At 45.7% G+C, this 19426-nt stretch carries 11 protein-coding genes and 5 pseudogenes; 9 read left to right on the top strand and 7 right to left on the bottom strand.

Translation table 11 applies throughout. The annotated features are described in order from the left end of the window. The first annotated feature begins 523 nt into the window (after positions 1–523). On the top strand, positions 524–1354 hold the full coding sequence (gene hpsJ-B, locus QUB44_RS23025) for a hormogonium polysaccharide biosynthesis protein HpsJ (RefSeq protein WP_333371077.1): 831 nt from the start codon (positions 524–526) through the stop codon (positions 1352–1354). 86 nt (positions 1355–1440) lie between these two features. Continuing rightward, on the top strand, positions 1441–2358 hold the full coding sequence (locus tag QUB44_RS23020; RefSeq protein WP_333161493.1) for a glycosyltransferase family 2 protein: 918 nt from the start codon (positions 1441–1443) through the stop codon (positions 2356–2358). 378 nt (positions 2359–2736) lie between these two features. Here the strand turns inward: QUB44_RS23020 and glgB are convergent, their stop codons facing one another. The 4 genes from glgB to QUB44_RS23000 all read right to left on the bottom strand — a co-directional run bounded on the left by glgB (position 2737) and on the right by QUB44_RS23000 (position 6415). Beyond that, positions 2737–5031 carry a 1,4-alpha-glucan branching enzyme gene (glgB, locus tag QUB44_RS23015; protein WP_333371075.1) on the bottom strand — a complete coding sequence of 765 codons (2295 nt, stop codon included), beginning with the start codon at positions 5029–5031 and terminating at the stop codon, positions 2737–2739. 628 nt (positions 5032–5659) lie between these two features. Beyond that, the gene (locus tag QUB44_RS23010) at positions 5660–5806 is read right to left on the bottom strand and encodes a hypothetical protein (protein ID WP_333371073.1); all 147 of its coding nucleotides are present in this window, start codon (positions 5804–5806) and stop codon (positions 5660–5662) included. After that, on the bottom strand, positions 5784–6092 hold the full coding sequence (locus tag QUB44_RS23005) for a hypothetical protein (protein ID WP_333371071.1): 309 nt from the start codon (positions 6090–6092) through the stop codon (positions 5784–5786). The genes QUB44_RS23010 and QUB44_RS23005 overlap by 23 nt, the downstream gene beginning before the upstream one ends. A 119-nt stretch (positions 6093–6211) precedes the next feature. Further along, a complete protein-coding gene (locus tag QUB44_RS23000; protein WP_333371069.1) occupies positions 6212–6415 on the bottom strand; it encodes a serine protease in 204 nt (67 codons plus the stop codon). A gap of 337 nt (positions 6416–6752) precedes the next feature. Here QUB44_RS23000 and QUB44_RS22995 point away from each other — a divergent pair, with 337 nt between their 5' ends. Together QUB44_RS22995 and QUB44_RS22990 are read left to right on the top strand one after the other, a co-directional pair. Beyond that, positions 6753–7328 carry a hypothetical protein gene (locus QUB44_RS22995; protein WP_333371067.1) on the top strand — a complete coding sequence of 192 codons (576 nt, stop codon included), beginning with the start codon at positions 6753–6755 and terminating at the stop codon, positions 7326–7328. Positions 7329–7610: 282 nt separating this feature from the next. Next, on the top strand, positions 7611–9515 hold the full coding sequence (locus QUB44_RS22990) for a penicillin-binding protein 2 (protein WP_333371065.1): 1905 nt from the start codon (positions 7611–7613) through the stop codon (positions 9513–9515). Between the two features lie 297 nt (positions 9516–9812). Here the strand turns inward: QUB44_RS22990 and QUB44_RS22985 are convergent, their stop codons facing one another. Then, positions 9813–10376, bottom strand: coding sequence for a transcriptional regulator (locus QUB44_RS22985; RefSeq protein ID WP_333371063.1), 564 nt, complete (start codon positions 10374–10376; stop codon positions 9813–9815). A gap of 732 nt (positions 10377–11108) precedes the next feature. Here QUB44_RS22985 and QUB44_RS22980 point away from each other — a divergent pair. The 4 genes and pseudogenes from QUB44_RS22980 (at position 11109) to QUB44_RS22965 (ending at position 15881) form a co-directional block, all read left to right on the top strand. Further along, positions 11109–12252: pseudogene (locus QUB44_RS22980) on the top strand (ISAs1 family transposase). 67 nt (positions 12253–12319) lie between these two features. Further along, a pseudogene (locus QUB44_RS22975) lies at positions 12320–13400 on the top strand (ISKra4 family transposase). Positions 13401–13848: 448 nt separating this feature from the next. Continuing rightward, positions 13849–14160 (top strand): annotated as a pseudogene (locus QUB44_RS22970) (precorrin-6A/cobalt-precorrin-6A reductase); the annotation flags it as partial. A 272-nt stretch (positions 14161–14432) separates the two neighbouring features. After that, positions 14433–15881, top strand: a complete 1449-nt coding sequence (locus QUB44_RS22965; RefSeq protein WP_333371061.1) for an NAD(P)/FAD-dependent oxidoreductase — start codon at positions 14433–14435, stop codon at positions 15879–15881. Here QUB44_RS22965 and tnpC read toward each other — a convergent pair. Next, a pseudogene (gene tnpC, locus QUB44_RS22960) lies at positions 15828–17280 on the bottom strand (IS66 family transposase). The gene QUB44_RS22965 and the pseudogene tnpC sit on opposite strands and share 54 nt — an antisense overlap. A 705-nt stretch (positions 17281–17985) precedes the next feature. After that, complete coding sequence (locus QUB44_RS22955; RefSeq protein WP_333371059.1) at positions 17986–19182, bottom strand: CapA family protein; 1197 nt, start codon at positions 19180–19182, stop codon at positions 17986–17988. Between the two features lie 63 nt (positions 19183–19245). Between QUB44_RS22955 and QUB44_RS22950 the strand changes: the two are divergent. Continuing rightward, positions 19246–19426: pseudogene (locus QUB44_RS22950) on the top strand (hypothetical protein); the annotation flags it as partial.

The raw sequence follows: 19426 nt of genomic DNA, 5'->3' as shown, positions 1-19426 counted from the left end.
GTTAAAAAGGTTGGTAAACAATTATTTATTCCCGCCCTCTCTTATATCAATTACTATAAGACAAGGGATGAGAGTTCCACCGCATCGGGCAGGCGATCGGGGAGTGAGAGCCCTAGGGGGGTGAAACCCAACGAAACGCGCTCCTCCTGTGTCTATTATTTCTGACACCGCCGCGCGAGCGAAAGCTAGTTAAAAGCACCGAACCCAAGCGTGCAGAACTCATCTTTACGCTGGATTCGTCAGACTATAGAAGAAGCCAGCAGTTGCTTGCTGCAGTGTCTGGGCGCAATCTTGACCAAGCTTTACAGCCAACCCAGAAGCGCACAGCCTCCTGTGTCCAACTGTATATAGCTGTGCAGAAACTCGACCTTTTGGGTCGCAACCGCAGCCTGTGAAAACCCAGAGGAAAGTCGAGTTCGGTACCCGAAGCAGCTATTTTGGTGGAAAATAGCTAAACTCGTTCAACAAAATCCACTCAACTACCCCCTTGAATCTAAAGGTGTAGAATTATCTAACACGAATTATGAAAGCAAGTAATAGCCGTCAATTTTCTTCAGTAGCTGCTCGAACTCTCAAAGTAGTCGGGATTATCTTGATTCTCTCTGCTTTGCTTGACTGCATTGTTCTGTCGCTGCCGGGAGAAACTTCAGACCTTCTCAATCGAGGCTGGCAGTTGACTGCTGCAACTCAGATAGTTGACAAGGGCATTATTCCTTTGATCGGTATCGCCCTCCTGATGACTGGCTTTTGGGTGGACAGCAGCAGTGGAGTCTCTATTGAGCGACGCAACGTTTGGCTGGACTTGCGATTCTGGGCGCTGTTGATTTCCAGCTTGTTAGGTCTAGTTTACCTATCTCTGGTTCCCGTTCACCTCAACAATACTCGTTTGGAACTCAAGGATGCTCTGGCTCAAGTCGATCAAGAAGCGGGAGAAGCGGAAGGTCAACTTGAGGCAGAACTTAAAAGCCCTCAATTTAAAGCTCAGGTAGAACAGCTCAAAAGCCAGCGTCGCACCCAGATAGGGGCGCTGCTGGAAGACGAGGGGAAGCTGCAAGAAGCACTCAAGAGTCCAGAGGTTCCCAAGGAATTGAAAGCTGTGCTTCAGGAGTCGAAAAATGACCCGAAAGCCCTCGACAAGTTCTTGGAACAGCAAGCTCAATCACTTCCCACTCAAGCTCGCAACGAGATTCGCACCCGCAAGCAACAAAAAGAGAAAGAGTTAAGAACTCGATCGAGAAATTCGAGTTTGCAGACGGGAATCACCAGTTTGCTGTTAGCGATCGGCTACATTACTGTTGGTTGGACGGGATTGAGAAGCATGGGAATTCTGCGGTTCGGCCGCCGCAAAAATTGACCAGCGCTGGCAGGGATCGCGCTGGTCGAGACATCCCTGAGAAATAGTTTGTTTACCCAATAGTTTGCCCTTACTGAAAGCTGGGAATGTTCTCAATTTATATTCTGACTTACAACGAAGAGATTGATATCGCCGCTTGCATTGAATCGGCACTGCTTTGTGACGATATCATTGTAGTTGATTCTTTCAGCACCGATCGCACCCTTGAGATTGTTCAGAACTATGCCGTGCAAACAGTGCAGCACCGCTTTGAAAGTCACGGACGCCAGCGGACTTGGATGCTCCAAGAAGTCCCGTGCAAGTACGAATGGGTTTACATCCTCGAAGCTGACGAGCGGATGACGCCTGCACTGTTTGCTGAATGCTTAAAGGCGATCGAAAGTCAAGAATATATCGGCTATTACGTAGCTGAAAAAGTAATATTTATGGAGCGCTGGATTCGCCGCAGCACTCAATATCCCCGCTATCAAATGCGTCTCTTTCGCAAAGACCGAGTGTGGTTTACTGACTACGGTCACACTGAACGCGAAGTCTGCAACGGGCCTACTCACTTTTTGAAGGAAACTTACCCTCACTATACTTGCAGCAAAGGTCTTTCCCGCTGGATTGAAAAGCACAACCGCTACTCGACTGACGAGGCGGCTGAAACTCTCCGCCAATTAGAAGCAGGTCAAGTAAATTGGTGGGGTTTATTGTTTGGCGCGTCGGAGGTGGAAAGGCGCCGCGCTTTGAAAGATTTTTCTTTGCGCTTGCCTTTGCGGCCTGTGGTGCGCTTTTTCTATATGTATATTTTACTTGGCGGATTTCTTGACGGCCAAGCGGGATTGGCTTGGTGCACGCTGCAAGCTTTTTATGAATATCTAATTTTGCTGAAAGTTTGGGAAATGAAGCATCTACCACTGCCAACTTTAGAGGTAGCAGCAGAACAATCTATTTCGGAAGTAGTAACAGTTGAGCCGTCAAAAGTTTCTTATAATCTTGGTGCTTCCGATACTCGAAATTAAAAATTGGTAAGAGGTACGCTCGCCTAGCGGTAGTATTTGGAACTTTTAACCTCGCGGTTCCCCCGCCGATCGGACTCGAGGGGTAGCCTAAGTATTTAGAAGAGTTATTATATGCTTTCCGTGTGCATCGAAATTATTCATCTCTCTCTTCCTCTGTGAACTCTGCGTACTCTGCGGTTAAATCATTCCGATGCAACCGGAATTAATATTAATTTTTTTAAATCCGAAGGAAACGAATCCGTTGCATAACTTCCTTCTTTTGCCAGAACAAAAAAGAAAAAACCCGGTTTGTCCAAGAAACCGGGTTTCTGAATACCCTCAAAGTTTTAGGTTTAATAAAGCTTTGATTCTTAACTCAAAACTATCATCACTCACAAATTAAAACTCTTGAGATTTTGCCGTTGTTTTTGCCCGATCAAGCTTTAAAATCAACACCCCCAAAGGTGGCAAACACAAGTCGATCGAATAAGCACTGTTGTGGAACCACCACTCCTCAGTCCACTTGCCCCCCAAATTCCCCATATTGCTACCGCCGTATTCCCGGGCGTCGCTGTTAAACAACTCCGTATAGAAACCAGGTTCCGGCACTCCTACGCGATAGTGAGAGTGCGGCTGGGGCGTAAAATTGCACACTGTCACCACAAACTCGTCGCCATCCTTCTCTCGGCGCACAAATGCCACGACGCTGTGTCGATTGTCGCTGCAATCAATCCACTCAAACCCATCCTCAGCAAAATCTTGACTGTAAAGCGCCGTTTCGCTGCGGTACAAATTGTTCAAATCTTTAAAAAACAGCTTCAACTTTTGGTGCGGCTCGAATTGCAGCAACTGCCACTGCAAATCCCCCCAAACGTTCCACTCGTGCCACTGGCCGAACTCCATCCCCATAAAGATCGTTTTCTTTCCGGGATGAGTAAACATAAAAGTAAACAAACACCGCACGTTTGCAAACTTTTGCCATTCATCTCCTGGCATTTTCCCGATGATGTGGGCTTTGCCGTGCACTACTTCATCGTGGGACAAAGCCAGCATGAAATTCTCGCTGTGGTTGTACCACATACTGAAAGTTATGTTGTTCTGGTGGAACTGGCGAAACCACGGGTCCATGTGGTAATAGTCGAGCATATCGTGCATCCAACCCATGTTCCACTTCAGGTTGAAACCCAAACCCCCTACATAGGTCGGCCAAGATACCATCGGCCAAGAGGTAGATTCTTCGGCGATCGACAGCGCACCTGGGAAATAGCTAAAAATGACGTGATTCGCCTGACGCAGAAAATCTGCAGCCTCGATGTTTTCCCGACCCCCGTACTGGTTGGTCAGCCATTCTCCCGGTTCGCGGCAGTAATCCAAATAAAGCATCGAGGCTACGGCATCTACGCGAATCCCGTCGATGTGGTACTTGTCAAACCAGAACAGAGCGTTTGATACTAGGAAATTCCGCACTTCGTTGCGGCCGTAGTTAAATACTAGGGTTCCCCACTCTTTGTGCTCGCCCTTGCGGGGGTCGGCGTGTTCGTACAAGTGAGTTCCGTCAAAGAAAGCCAAACCGTGGCCGTCTTTCGGGAAATGTCCCGGTACCCAGTCCACCAGTACGCCAATGCCGTTGGCGTGGCACTGGTCAACAAAATACATGAAATCTTCAGGTGTGCCGTAGCGGGAGGTTGGGGCGAAATAACCGGTGACTTGATAGCCCCAAGAACCGTCGAAAGGATGTTCGGCGATCGGCAGCATTTCGATATGAGTGAATCCCAAATCTTTGACGTAGGGTATCAGCCGATCGGCTAATTCTCGGTAAGTCAGAAAGCGTGCCCCGGGATTGAGTTCCGAAACCTGCACGGCGGGTGCTATTTCCCCATTTGGTAGAACGGCGGGTTCGTCAGTAGCGGCGTGCAGCCAAGAACCGATGTGGCATTCGTAAACCGAAATCGGCTGCGTCAGTTGGTCTGTGTGCCGCCGCTTTTCGATCCAAGCGCTGTCGTGCCAAGTGTAGGTGTCTAAGTCCGTGACAATTGATGCTGTTTTAGGCCGCACTTCTTGCTGGAAACCGTAAGGGTCGGACTTTTCGTAGGGATGTCCGTCTTGGTTTTTCACTTCGTATTTGTAGGAAGTTCCCACGGATAGTCCCGGGATAAATAATTCCCAGATGCCGTTTTGCGATTTCCGCATTTGATGTTTGCGGCCGTCCCAATAGTTGAAATCTCCTAAAACAGAGACATTGCGAGCATTCGGAGCCCAAACGGCAAAATATACTCCTGTGATGCCGCCTACTTCGGTGAGGTGCGCCCCGAGTTTTTCGTAAATCCGGTGGTGGTTGCCTTCTGAAAATAAGTGAATGTCAAATTCTGTGAGTTTGGGCGATCGAAAGGCGTAGGGGTCGTAGATAAAGCGATCGTGTTCTCCTTCTTTGACCCGCAATTGATAGTTTGCTAGTTCTGGGGTGTCGATCGTACATTCAAAAAAGTGAGGGTGATGCTCTGATTTCATCGGGTATTCGGCCCTGGCCTCCGGCAAAACTACGGATACCGCATCCGCATTCGGCAGATAAGCTCGGACGGCCCAGACTTTTTTGCCATTTTCTTCGATCGCGTGAGGGCCTAGCACTTCAAATGGATCCTGGTGCTGATTCCAAACAATGCGGTCAATCTGTTCAAAGGGGACGGTCGCGGGCATAAAACTACTTACCTCAATCTTTTAACTAAATGGCTTTCAAAACCTAGAGCGGCGCTGCACTTTACATTTCGATACATTTTTGATCGCTGATCCTACCACTGATTAGCATGATCTTGCCTGCTGCAGCTCTAGCGCGCCCTTGCACACACAGCAGGCTGTTGCCTTGCCGGCGGCAGAGCTGGGGTTTTACTGCTAACATCTAAGTATAGAAATATTAAAACAAATTGAAAAATTTATATTTTTCCCAAATTTCCTTGACTTATTATTAAATATGTGATAACAGAACTTTTCAAACTCTTGTCGATTGGCCGCTGCAGGAGGGTCAACCTTGTAAGTGTTGGGCAACAGTTAATAGTTTACCTGGAATTTTACCACAGGGAAGATCGCCCGATCGGTAGACTTTCACATCCCAGAGGCTGGGTTGGCCCACAAAGCCAGTGAATTTGGGCAATACCCTCAAACAGCTAAGGATGCTTAACTCGATATTGAGAAATGAAAGCTAAAGGACTCAGCGTGGCGACAGCAGCAAGCCATATCTGCCATGCTCAAGGCCTCGCCTACCAGCGACGGTGCAATAGGTTTAAAGCACCACTCAGGCGCAACAGGAGCGAGTTTTGCCTAGGCAGGGTTAATACCGAACTGGCGCGACGCCAATTGAATCACTAAACTGGCTTAAAACAGACGGGTCGATGTGCTTGCCCGCACCGGCGCGAAACTCGTAGTCAACAAATCGAGTAGCAATGCCGATGCTTTCATCTCGCCAGTTTTCGAGCATCCAAGTCTCTGCTTGCTTTCCTCTCGTCTGTGGGAACAGTGGCGGGGAAAGCAAGCGAGACTCGATCGAGTGCAAAATTTGCGTCGAGTCTCGCTTGCCTCCGGTTGATATTCAGTTGAGGCAGCTGCACTGGCAATGTCCTCAAACATCCTGTCACAGGCTTGAGTTTCAAAACGTGCAGGCCGGGAGTCAAATTTTCTACTTGAAAAGGAATGTTCTTGTAACGCAGCGAATCAGCGGACTTTGCTGCTGTAAGGGACGCACTGAACTTTAGTAGTAAAAGCATCAGACAATCACTACCACCCAACTTGAGACCTAGACCGATGAGATGAAAAAATGCGAGGAGCGAACCATTTTTCACCCCGAGGCTAGGCTCGTTGGGAACCAACTCCGGGATAGCCCTAGTTAGGGAGTCTTTTTAGGAGCAGGGGCAGGGCTAGTAGTTGGAGTAGCCTTTGGAGATGGAGAAGAAACAGGAGGAGGAGTAGTAGTGCCAGTGCCGTCCGGAGAGGGGCTAGTGCTGCCCGGAGTAGTAGTGCCATCGCCGCAGGCGCCGAGGGCTGCTGCCAAGGCCACTACCAAAGTCAAACGAATTAATCCCTTGTTCATAAAAACTCCTTAACATTGAAAACCCATCGCAAGGAAGGGAATAGTGTACTTGAGAAACAATGCTGGCACGAATAGCTCAACGATTCGCTCGTTGATTACAATACTGCATTTATTAATAAATTTCACATAGATTATGGCTAACCAGCAAAGATTTCTTTTTTTTGGCAAATCCTGAAGTCAAAGAGACCAGTGGTAGGATGGGTTGGTTGGCTTGTGAGGTATCCTTGGTAAGGATAACCGATCAAACGCAGATAGCCACCACTGGCGATCTGGGAGACAAAAAACTCTTAACCTCAATCAAGCTGAAGCTACCCCACTTTACGTATTGGTGAACTTTATGACCGCTGCTATCAGATCCCCGGATTCTCCCCGCTCCCGATCGACCCGCAAGCCCGCTGCTGGCGCAGCCAAAAGCAAAGTTACTTCTATTGCCCGAGCTAGGCGGGCGAAGACAGGGCCGGTATTGCCCAACTACTCGCCAGCCGACGAACAGGCTCAGACTCGATTGTCCGCATCAGTGCTGAAAGTCTTGCCTGAACGCCAGCAGCAGCCAGTGTGGTTGCGATCGCTCCTGCAGGCACAGCGCGCCTCCTCAGTGGCAGCAGTTATGCTTTTGGGCGGCGCTCTGAGTCTCTACGGCTTGACAGTTTACGGCGAGCAGCGCTGGAGTCAGGATTATCAAAAACTGGAAACTCTGCGCCTCCAAGAACAGCAGTTGAGTGCTGCTAGCGAAGTTTTGAAACACCAACTTGCTAAAGAAGCCCAAAATCCCGAAACCGGTTTGGCTCCGCAGAATCCTGGGGACACGATTTTCTTGCAGCCGGCCCCTGAAACTCGATCGCCCGTCGCGGCACCAAATTCTGAACCCGCTCTCAAGAAGGGAGCCGGTGTGGAAACACCGCTGGGCTATTAAACCTGTGTCAAAGCGGAGAGCGCCCGAGGGCCTGAGTGTCCGAGGGCCTGAAAATTCGAGGTGTAATTTCCTTTTTGACTTTTTTGCAAGTCGCGAGCAATTTTCTGCTTTCAACCGGAAGTTACAGATTAAAAATAATAAGACCCCTTAAAAAAACAGAATCCAACTGTAGGTGTGAAGCCAACCCTGCTCATTCCCAAGTTGTAAATTTTATCTTTTAAAATTTAAGTTATAAATTATAAATTCTAAAACGCTCTAACTTGCTATTGAATTTTTAATGCCATGAGCTACGACCCCCGTTTTGACCGCTACAGATCGCCGAATTTCAAACGCACAAAACAGGCGGGCGCTCGCACTGGGTGGGAAAAACCAGCCAAACCTAGATCTTCGGGCAGTTTCGGCCGCTCGCCACAACAGACGGCCTCATCTTGGGGACGACCGGTGGAGCGTTTAAAGCGCAGCAAGTTCCGTTTGTGGGCCGTGTGGGCGGTGTTGATGCTGGGGGGGCTGGGGCTGGCTGTGAATTTGTTTTATTTGCAGGTGACGCGAGCTCCGGCGCTACGTAAACAGGCCGAGCAGCAGCAAACTCTCAAAACGAAGCCGTTTGTACCGAGACGCCCGATAATTGACCGCGCAGGAAATGTTTTGGCGATCGACAGACAGGTGTACACGCTCTACGCTCACCCGAAGTTGTTTAACCACTCGAAGGCGGAAATTGCTGCTAAGTTGGCTCCGATGCTGGCGATCGAACTGAGTCCGGGCACTACGTCGGAAACTGAATTGATACGCAGGTTTAATCTTGCTGAAAGCGGTATTACAATTGCTGACTCTCTGCCTCAAGAGGTTGCCGATCGCGTCGCTCAGATGCAAATTAAAGAGAGTCTGGTCGATGGCTTGGAGTTGCTGCGGCAGCAGCAGCGTTTTTACCCGCAGCAGGAGTTGGCGGCGGATATCCTCGGTTATGTGGACGGGGAACGGAAGGGACAAGCCGGGGTGGAATACAGCCAGCAGAATTTGTTGGAACGATCGATGCCGTCGATTCAGTTTAGCAGGTCGAGCAATGGGAATTGGGTTCCCGATCGCCTGACGGCGGGATTTGTGCAGCTTGATGACTTGAAATTGCAACTGACGATCGACAGTCGCTTGCAGCGGGCTGCCCGAGTTGCCCTCAAGGAAAAAATGAAGCAACACGATGCGAAGCGGGGCACAGTGATTGTGATGGATGCCCGTAACGGAGAATTGCTGTCAGTTGTAGCGGAACCTTCTTATGACCCGAATCAATATTTTAATTTCGATTTGTCGCGCTATAAAAATTGGGCTGTAACTGATGTTTATGAGCCTGGTTCGACTTTTAAAGCGATTAATGTGGCGATCGCTCTGGAAGCGGGTGCGGTGAAACCTAATACTGTCTTTAAGGACGAAGGTCGGATTTACATGGATGGCTGGACTATCCAAAATTCCGATTATAAAGTCGTAGGCGCGCGCGGCCCTTCGACTGTTACTGAGATTTTGAAACATTCTAGCAATGTGGGGATGGTGCACGTAATGAGAAGTATGAAAGCTTCTCTTTACTATCAAGCTTTAGAAAAACTCGGACTCGGACAAACTGCGGGAACAGATTTACCTTTTGAAGTAACCAGTCAGCTTAAAAATCGAGAGCAATTTATTAACTCTCCGGTGGAAGTTGCTACTACGGCTTTTGGGCAAGGTTTTTCAATTACTCCGATGCAGTTGGTGCAGCTTAATGGAGCTTTGGCTAACGGTGGCAAGTTAGTGACTCCTCACGTTGTGCGGGGGCTTTTTGATAGGGAAGGTGGAGCTTATTGGAAGCTTCCGAGGGCGGTTCCAAAGCAGGTTTTTTCGCCGGAAACTACTAAGAAGGTGTTAGAAATGATGGAAACTGTGGTTGATGGTGGTACGGGGAAAGCTGCACAAATTCCTGGGTATCGGATTGCTGGAAAAACGGGCACGGCTCAAAAAGCTAATGCTGGTGGGGGTTATTCTGACAAGGCGATTATTACTAGCTTTGTGGGGATCATGCCTGTGGAGGCTCCTCGGTATGTGGTTTTGGCGGTGATTGATGAGCCGAAGGAGGGTTCTTCGGGGGGTACGGTGGCGGCGCCGATTGTGGAGTCGGTGATGGAGGCGCTGATTTCTATTGAGAAGATTGCGCCGAGTAAGAAGTAGTTGATTATATCTGAGATGTGGCGTCAGGAATTGATCTCGAATATAACGATCGACCACAGGGCTCTTGAGGAGACGGCAGTGCCGTTTCCCTACCTCAAGAAAATTGAGCGCGCGATCGAATGTAACGATCGACAACAGGACTATTGAGGACACGGCAATGCCGTTTCTTGCGCCCCAAAATAACGGCAATGCTGTTTCTTGCGCCCCAAAATAATCGATCGCCCGATGCTCGGATGTAACCATGCCCGATTTGTAGGGAAACGGCGCTGCCGTGTCCTGACTGTGGGTCATCTGAATTCAGTAACAGTATCGATTTTTGTCATTGGGTTTGCTTTGTCTTTTGGAGGTGCGTGTATGTCCTAAAATTGTAGAGATTATGACGCAGCGATCGCCATTTTTGAGATTAGGATGAGATAGTGTGAGGTTTCCTTTTGCTCGATGATTTGTTAGGCCGCACTCGTCGCTGATTTTGTATACGGGGCAGCCTTGGAAATTGAACATGGCTCGCCGAATTGTTCCATTTTCTTTGTGTTCATTTTGATCATTGATTGGGAGCAATGTTGTATCATTTGTGTTTATCTGAATTTGCGATTCTAAGCTTTTCCATTGGTTTGCTGGTACTTGGGCTGGGGAAATGTCGGATTTATGAATTGCTACCTGTACATTTTCTCCGACTTGTTTGAAGCTGGCTTGCCATGAGGTTTTGTCGCGTTTGGCGTTGCTGCGGGCAAGTTCCATTGCCCAATAAGCTCGATCGAGCGATAGCTTTAAACGGTGATTGTTGATAAACATTAGCCAAGAGGGGGCGACGATCGCACAAAATATTCCTATGATTAAAATAATTATCAATAGCTCAATCATTGTAAAACCTGCGGCAGGTATAGTGGCTCTGCCTTTGAGCGTTTTATTTATTGACACGTAGATGCACTCCCTGATACTTAGCTGGCCCAAAAAACAGCTAGGAGGAGCTATTTTTTGTTGAGTATATTTTAACTTTGGGTTGGGCGAGTGTGTAGATCGGTATTTACTGAAAATTTATGCGACTTTAAAAAAACTGCGGGTAAGAAAAGGGCAGTCAGGAAACGGTAGTACGCTTTCCCTACAGCAATTTTGTTGATCTGGCGATCGCACCAGATCCCGAAGATATGTAGGGAGAATTTCAATGAAAGCAGCCAAGCTAGAAATTGGAGTTTTGAGGCAGAAGGCAGGAGCCAGAAGGAAAGGCTTTTCGGGAGCGTGTCACTTTTGCGATAAGTATAAATACTAAAAATGACTGGGGCAAAGGTTTTGAGCTATTGTTGGCAAAATCGCAGGGTAAGCTCATCTAATTTGGTATAAATTGTACTTAACAAAAAGGGCAAGATATAAAATAGCATCCTGTCAATAGCGGTTCTTTGAACCCATTTGAGATATTTTGACGCTCGACAGACAACGGGCGCTCGACTCGCAGCCTCAAAGATGTCAAATGGGTTCTATAATAGTGCTTCATCTGTGTCACGAATGGTGAGAAAAAATCATTCTTAGAAAGAATTCGATCGTGTTGTGAATGAGGCAAAATCATCACCGAAACCCGACAGGTCTCAACCGCTATCCATGCAATATTTACAAGCTTGCTTATCAACTTATTTTGATGACATATCAGATCCGAGAGTAGACCGAACAAAACAACATTTACTTAAAGACATTCTGGTCATTACCATATTAGCTACGATCGCAGGAGCTCAGGGGTGGGAAGACATCGAAAATTATGGACTCAGCAAGCAGCAATGGTTAGAAGAATTTTTAGAGTTACCCAATGGCATCCCCAGCGATGATACATTTCGTCAGGTGTTTGAAAAGCTAGACCCGAAAGTTTTAGAGCAGAAGTTATCGCAATGGTTGCAACAAATTATGGGTTCAGTCTTCCAAGAAATTATCCCCATAGATGGCAAAAGTTTGCGAGGTTCCTACGATCGAGAGAAAGGTTTAAAAAACTTACATTTAGTGACAGCTTGGGCGAGCGAACAGCGTTTGGTACTCGGGCAAGTCAAAGTAGAAGACCATTCCAATGAAATTACAGCAATTCCAGCCCTACTAGAACTAATCGACATTGCCGGAGCGATTATCACCATTGATGCGATGGGGACTCAAACAGAAATAGTCTGACTAATTCGTCAGAAAAAAGCTGATTATGTCGTGGCACTAAAAAGCAATCATCCCACTCTTTATCATCAAGTTAAAGACTGGTTTGAAACGGCAAAAACTCAGGAATTTATGGGAATTGAAATCAGTTATGATTCCCGAACCGAAAAGGGACATCATCGCCTTGAAACTCGAAAATTCTGGGCGGTATCAGTTGCCAAACTGGGAGGAATTTACAAGCAAGAGCAATGGGCAGGCTTGCGCACTATTGTTATCGTCGAAAGAGTTCGTCATCTGTGGAAAAAAACTACGCACGAGGTACAGTTTTACCTAAGTTCTTTACCAGTAGACGCCCAGCTAAATGGTCGTGTTATTCGTCAACATTGGAGCATTGAAAACCAAGTTCATTGGAGTTTAGATGTGACTTTTAATGAAGATAAATCCCGGATTCGCTCGTTAAACAGTCCTCAGAACTTCCCTCTGGTAAGACGGCTCGCGCTGGCCGGCGGTTAACCAAGAAACAACTCTCCAGCGTAGCCTGCGACAAAAAATCAAACGGGCGGCGATGAAAAATGACTATATGATGCAAATTCTCAAGTGCTTTTGTCAAGCATGATTGAGATGCTCTTACTCTGGGGAAAATCGGCGAAAATAATGATGTCTTAATTAGTGGCGATTTAACGATGACTCCCGAACAACCACAGGCGATTCAAACATATGTAGAGGCTATTTCGGCAATCCTGTATGCTGATTGTGATCCGGAATCGTTGAAAACATTAGAAGATATCGAGATCGCGGTTAAAGATAAGGTGTTAACTCATGTGACACCGCAGATCGGATTTTTTTTATCTACTCAGCGAGCGGGACAAAAGCAGGAAGGGTAAAGAGATTAAAAAGTACATTAGGTGATTTAAGCATAACCCAAAAGCAAGCAGATAAACTAGGGTGTGGGAGTGGGAGTAGATTGAGTCCACCTTTAGAAAACTGTTGTTTAAGACTGAGTGCTAATGTTGCATATCAAAATGCAGCCAAAGATATTGAATATATAACAGGGATTACGGTTCCAGCGAAGACACAACTCATATTAGTAGATTATCAAAAATTTGAGCAGCCTGTAGCAACACCAGATATTACCGAGTTAAGTGCAGACGGTGGAAAAGCACGATTGATAACACCACTCGGAGAAAAATCCGAGTGGAAAGACTATAAAGCAATTGTGTCGGAAGCAGGCATAGTAGCCAGTTTCGATCAAAATGAGATGATCGTTAATTGGGCAAATCAACAGCCACTAGCAAAAGCTGTAACTTGTTTAGGTGATGGACATGATGGCGTATGGAATATATTCAAGGAAATTAGTTGTGAACAGGACAGAAGAGAAATTTTGGACTGGTATCATTTGAATGAAAATATTCAGAAAGTAGGCGGTTCAATTAAGCGATTGAAGCAAGCAGAAACATATTTATGGAAAGGAAATGTAAAAAGTGCAAAAGCACTATTTACAGAGTTAAAGAAACAACCACCAGTTAATTTTTGCAAATATGAAGGAAAAGCACCAAGAAAGAATTATTAATTACGAAGTTTTCCTTCATAGATGAAATATGTTCAATTGGCTCTGACGCAGTAGAATCAGGAATTAAGCAAATAGCTAGACGAATTAAAATATCTGGAGCAAGTTGGAAATCAGAACATATTGGGCAGGTATTGGCTCATCGATGTGCTTACTTAAATGGCTTAATTGGTAAGCGAAAAAATGTTCGGGTATAAATACTCATCGCAAAAGTGACACGCTCCCAGGCTTTTCTGAGTTTAGGGCGTAAAATATAGCAATCAATACAGTTAGAGTGATGAATTTTCATTTAGACTATCCATTAGACTTGCCTGGAGTCAAGGTAGAAACTTGTACTCAAATTGAGGGATAAATTTACTTTCGACGCTCGTGTTTTAGCGTCAAGAATAGTTTGTCCTCACTGTGAGAATTATAGAAAAGAACTCTATCATAATCTTACGGAGTTCTGGGCGATCGCGCGATCGGATGGATCTAACGATCGCCCGGTTAATTGTAGGAAAACAGCACTGCGGCGCCATAATTTCGGGTAACGGGTAAAATCAACCGAATCGGATGTAACGATCGCCCGATTTGTAGGGAAACGGGACTGCGATGCCCTGATTTCGGATAATATCGTTCTCCCTGACGCACCCTACATCAGTGACTATTTGGTTTTTGATGCGGGCGATCGCTCCTCCTGCACTAAATACTCCTGTACCTAATGGTAAATTGTTATTAGTAAGGGAGCCTTTTTGATTGGAAGACGAGCGGCAATTACTATTAAAATATCAAATTGATAAAATTGTGAGTAAAAACAGCGACGGTGATGCTACTTATGCCAAAATTGTCGCGGCTAGGGAACTGGGAATTCCGGTTGTGATGGTGCAGCGGCCGCCGATTCCCGATGTTGAGCAGGTTGCTGATGCTGAAGGGGCGATCGCTTGGTTAATTAAGCCGTTATTAGTTATTAGTTATTAGTTACATCCTTGGGGCGATCGGACTGTGCCAGCTAGCCTCAACTGAGGTTGTAGCAGCCAGACTGCAAGGATTCCTCTCCCCCAAGCGTTTATAACCAACTAAGCTACTATCAGCAGTTGGGGTTAAGGTCGCCGATCTGACGGGGTGACAACGCCTCTGTCTTTTTGAGAGCGATCGATTTAAACCCTTCTCAGTGCAAGGCTTTCCGTTTTTTTGTCACTACCTCAGCAAAATTACTCTAATAACCATACCCAATCAGGAGACTCAAATATATGCAATACAAAAACGGTATGCCAATTGCCATTATTGGCGCGGGAATATTAGGCATTACGACAGCCCATATTCTCCAGAAAAATGGCTTCCAAGCAGTTGTTTTTGAGAAATCCGAAAAGATGGGCGGAGTATGGGCAGTTGCATACGCAAACATACACCTGCAAAATATCGGAGAACAGTATCATTTATCAGATTTTCCGTGGCCCTTCACGCCTGATTTACATCCCACGGAAGAACAAATCCTGAATTATTGGGAGCAAGCGGTCAACCATCTAAAGCTTGATGTGCGGTTAAATCACGAAGTTATCGAACTAAAAGAAACAGAAGAGGGCTGGCTATTAAGATATAAAAACCAGGATGGCGTTCACGAACAATTATTTGGATACGTCGTTATCTCAGTTGGGCAATATACAGAAGGAAAGTATAAACCTGAATTTCCAGGTATCGAAGATTTCGGCGGGAAAATCATCACTGAACGGGATGTCCACACGCTTGATATATTCGATAATCAACGAGTTGTAATCGTTGGCTTCGGAAAGAGCGCCTTGGACATGGCGACTTTCGCAGCAAAACAAGGCGCGCAAGTAAATCATGTATTTCGTACACCGCGCTGGCTTATCCCCGAATGGATTTTGGGCGTACATTTTACCTACCCATTATTCAGCCGTTTTGGAACAGTGATGATGACAAGTTGGGCACATCCAACCGCCATTGAACGTTTCCTGCACAATCGCCTTGGCTTCATTGTTTCAGCTTTTTGGGATTTGATTGCATCCATCTTCCGCTTTCAAGTTCAGCGAAATGTTTCTGGAAAAGACCAAGCCGCCCAGGGTCGAATCAAAGCTGTACAACCAGACCACAAACTATTGCATGATTTACGTTCAGCCACAGCGGTTGCGCCTGAAGATTACTATCCGTTTATTGCAGAAGGAAAAATCTCGCCCCGCCGTGCAGAATTATCTGGTTTTTCGCCAGAAGCAGTAAAGTTGAAAAATGGTTGCGAGATTCCATGCGATTTAGTTGTTCTATCTTTGGGTTCGCAAACGCCGATTTTTCCATTTTTGCCTGATAAATATCGAAAAATGTTGGAAATCGAACCCGATGGCGTGCAGTTATATCGTCACTTGCTTCATCCTCGCATTCCTGGCATTGCCTTTGCTGGGTTCAATCATGGATATATGCACGTGCCAGCAGTCGAAATTGCCACACAATGGCTATGTGCTTACTTGCGTGGTGAACTTGAGTTACCTTCCTGCGAAAATATGGAAAAAAGTATTGAATATATCCGCGAGTGGAAACGCGCAAATATTCAATTTGAACCTTCGCGATCCTGTGCGATTAATACTCGCTTTCAACAATATATTGACATCATGCTTAAAGGTAAGGATTCAGGTCTAAGACTGGGGAATCAGAGCAGGCATCAAAAAGTTACAAGAATGGGCAGATAGAGCATCACGAAAAAAAGCCATTGCACTTTTACCTTGAAACCGACAAGTCTGAATCACTGATAACAAATCAGCAGTTTGTTCAAACCGAGACATCGATCGGGAACCACCAGATACCTTACGTTTAGTCACGGCTAATCGTAGAGAACGTTCCGCTAAATTATTGTCAGGAGGGATGGATGGGTGGTCTAAAAAATACCACCATTGGTGCGCTTTCTCACGTAACGAGCGCAGTAAAAGTCCCGCAGCATGACCAACATGACCTTGCCAAGTATTTAACAATGCTGCCAGTCTGGTCTTAAAGTCCCTCGCCCAAGCATAATAATCGATTTCTTCGGGGTGAGAGCGCCATTTTCGATGTTGTCGAAATGCCTCATCAATTAAATCCAAGAACGCAGACGCAACTACTGTGTTGTTACCGTGGCCCAGAAGCAGAACTTTCTTAAAATGTCGTCGTAGATGGGCTAAACATTTCTGCTGCGCTCCCACCTCAACACCGTTATATACGCTAAAATCATCAGAACTCAACACTCCTGCAAATTCATGCCCCAGCATGGTTTCTAATTCTGAGCGACTGCGAGTGTCGGCAGCATGAAACAGGCAAAAATTTTGACCAGTGGCTGTCCATAACCATTCTTTGACTCCCTTGACACACCACGGGGTTTCATCGACATGGACGTTAGCTTGTAAAGGTGCCCATTTCCATAAGTCTTCAACGGCAGACTTTACAACATCGGCTACCCGCGCATTTGTAGCTTGTAATGTGCCTATCCCAATTTCAATTCCACCTAATTCTCGCAGAAATTCTTGTTGCTTTTCATAGGACATATGTCCATAATTACCTAGCCATACCAATAATGCTTGTAGGTTGATGCTTAAGTCTTGTCCTGGCACGATGCCGTTTGTGTGTGCTGCGAGCGTTATTGCTCCACATTCGAGGCATTGACATTTGACTCGTTGATATTCCACCACTTCAATTGGTTTGGCTGGCTTTACACGCTACTTGCTGCGAGCTATAGCCAATAGCGTCACTTAATTCTCTGCTACCACAATGCGAGCATGAGTCAGGAGTGCTGATTTGATACCTATCTACTCGCCCAAATCCTTTTCGGGTTTTACCCAGATGTCCCGGCTGTCCTCCTGGTTTACGCTTGGGTTCTGTTTCTGATGCTTTTGAGCTTTCGACAGGGACTGTCTCTGATTTCTGTATCAGATCGCTCGATGGGGGTTTCGATGATGTTTTGCTATTGGTGGGCTGTCTGTCTTTGAGCTTTTCGAGTTCTGCTTGTAGTTTGTCAATCAGCTTCTGTTGAGTCAGCACAATTAGGACTAGTTCCTCGCGGCTCAACTGCTCCACTTTTCCTAATTTTAGTGCTGCTGATAACTCTGGTTGTTCGCTCATCTGACTACATTACCATATTTTTCGGCGAGCGATCGACTATTTTTCACCTGAATCCTTACGCTTAAAGATATGGGTGTTTCTCCTTATCGAAAACTGCCTAATATTTTCGCTGAGATATTTGGCAGATATCAACCCTCAGATTATCTTGGCGTATCGGAAGAATATAATCACAAAAAGAAAACTCGCTCTACTCCATTACACCCTCTTCCTTTGGATACATGATTGCTTCCAAAGCTTATTAGGGGTCAATTAAGCTCAATTCCGGTTGCACCGGAATTATTGTTGACTGTTGACTGTTGGCTGTTGACTGTTGACTGTTGACTGTTGACTGTTGACTGTTGACTGTTGAAGGAGGGGTCGGAAAACTGAATGATAGTTGAGTATTGACTGTTGATTCGATTTTACAATTCGATGCTAGCGGAGTTGATATGACGCGCTATTCTGCTGCCCCTTTCGCACAGATTGGAAAGGATATCCAAGCTTGGGTAAATTTATTTGCTGAAGATTCAGCATGATTGTTCGATCGCCCAAATCTAAGTTTTCTACCAAAAACTTGAGTAAATTATGAGCATAATTTCTGATTGACAAATGCTTCCCTAGCTTAAGCTGTTACCTTAGCAATGGGCACTGCCTGGGGATACAAATCGCTCGGCTAGGCCTCCAATTCCCATCACCAATGCCCAATTCCCAATTGTCAATGCCAAATCATTTTGATTTTTTCGGACTATTCAAAGAGTTAAGATGATTGTTCATATCCTGCAAATATTTTGATAAAACAGGATACTGTGAAGTTGCTAGTAGTGCATCTTTTTTCTGGCTGACAGTTGTTTCTAAGGGCAAAACGCGATAGTTCGTTTTATTGTTCAAAGTATAGCGGTGTACCCAGGTCGGAAAGGTTTTGATGCTGGTAATTTCTGTGGTTTTTTGGGGCAATGTTTTGCGAATATTTACTTGCAAAATTACGCCTAAGTCTCTATATTTTTTATTCTGACCGGAAATGAAGTTTCCCATTGAATAAATTGCTACAGCTTTGCGAGTTTTGCCATTTTTGCCGGGGAAGTTAAAAATTTTGTAAGGTTGGACGACGTGGGGATGGCTGCCGAGAATGATGTCTGCACCAGCTTTTAATAGGTTTTCCACTAATTGTTTTTGTTGGGTATTTGGCTGTCGCTGATATTCATCGCCAAAATGCAGGGAAATTGCGATAATATCTGCTCCTTGTTTGCGGGCTTTGGCTATGTCTTTGACTATCTTTTTTTCGTCGATTAGGGAAACTAAGTAATCTTTGCCTTTGGGTATGGGAATGCCGTTTGTGCCGTAGGTGTAGGCTAGCTTGGCTAATGAAATGTTGTTTTTGGTGCTGATAAAAGTGCGTGAAGCCTCGGCGGCTGATGTGGCTGTTCCTATGGAAGCAATTTGGCGATCGCTCAGATTGGCGATCGTCCTAATTACCCCTTTTTCTCCACGGTCTAAAGCATGATTGTTGGCGGTTGTCAAGATATTAAATCCGGCTTTTTTAGTCGCATCCGCTAATTGAGCCGGTGCGTTAAATAGCGGATATCCCGTATATCCGCCCGCATCTTCCCCCGCTAAAGGTGTTTCGAGATTTCCGATCACCCAATCGCCTGTTGAGAGGATACTTTTAACTGGTGCGAAGAAATTGTCAAAATTGTAGGTTTTATTTTTTGCGTCGTAGCCCGATCGCGTTTGGGTACTGTGCATCATGATGTCGCCGACAGCAATTAGTGTTGCTTCTTTGATCTCAGACTTTGGTTTGGCTGGAACAGGGGTTGCTATTGGCGATCGACTTTCTGTAGGCTGTGTGTTGGTTTGTGGCGTTTGGATATTGCAGCCTGCGATCGAAAGCATGGCAATTACCGAGAGCAACCGACTAAAATTCATGATTTTTGAGAGTTATTTTTCGGCTTATATGGTATCATAACTAAATTATTTACGGCTAAATAAATGAAAAAAAACTATCTGATTATTGCCTTTATTGTTTTTGTATTAATTACAAGTTTTGGTGTTTTAACTTACGCTCAAACTTCTGCCACTAGACCATTTGAATTGGGAGCATCCCGGTTTTGTAAATATCCGAATAAGTGTAAAATAGTTAAAATCAATAAAAGCGTCAAAAAAAGTCGAG

Source organism: Microcoleus sp. AT3-D2 (assembly GCF_036705715.1).
Lineage (GTDB): Bacteria > Cyanobacteriota > Cyanobacteriia > Cyanobacteriales > Microcoleaceae > Microcoleus.
This window is presented reverse-complemented; position numbering and strand designations above follow the sequence as displayed.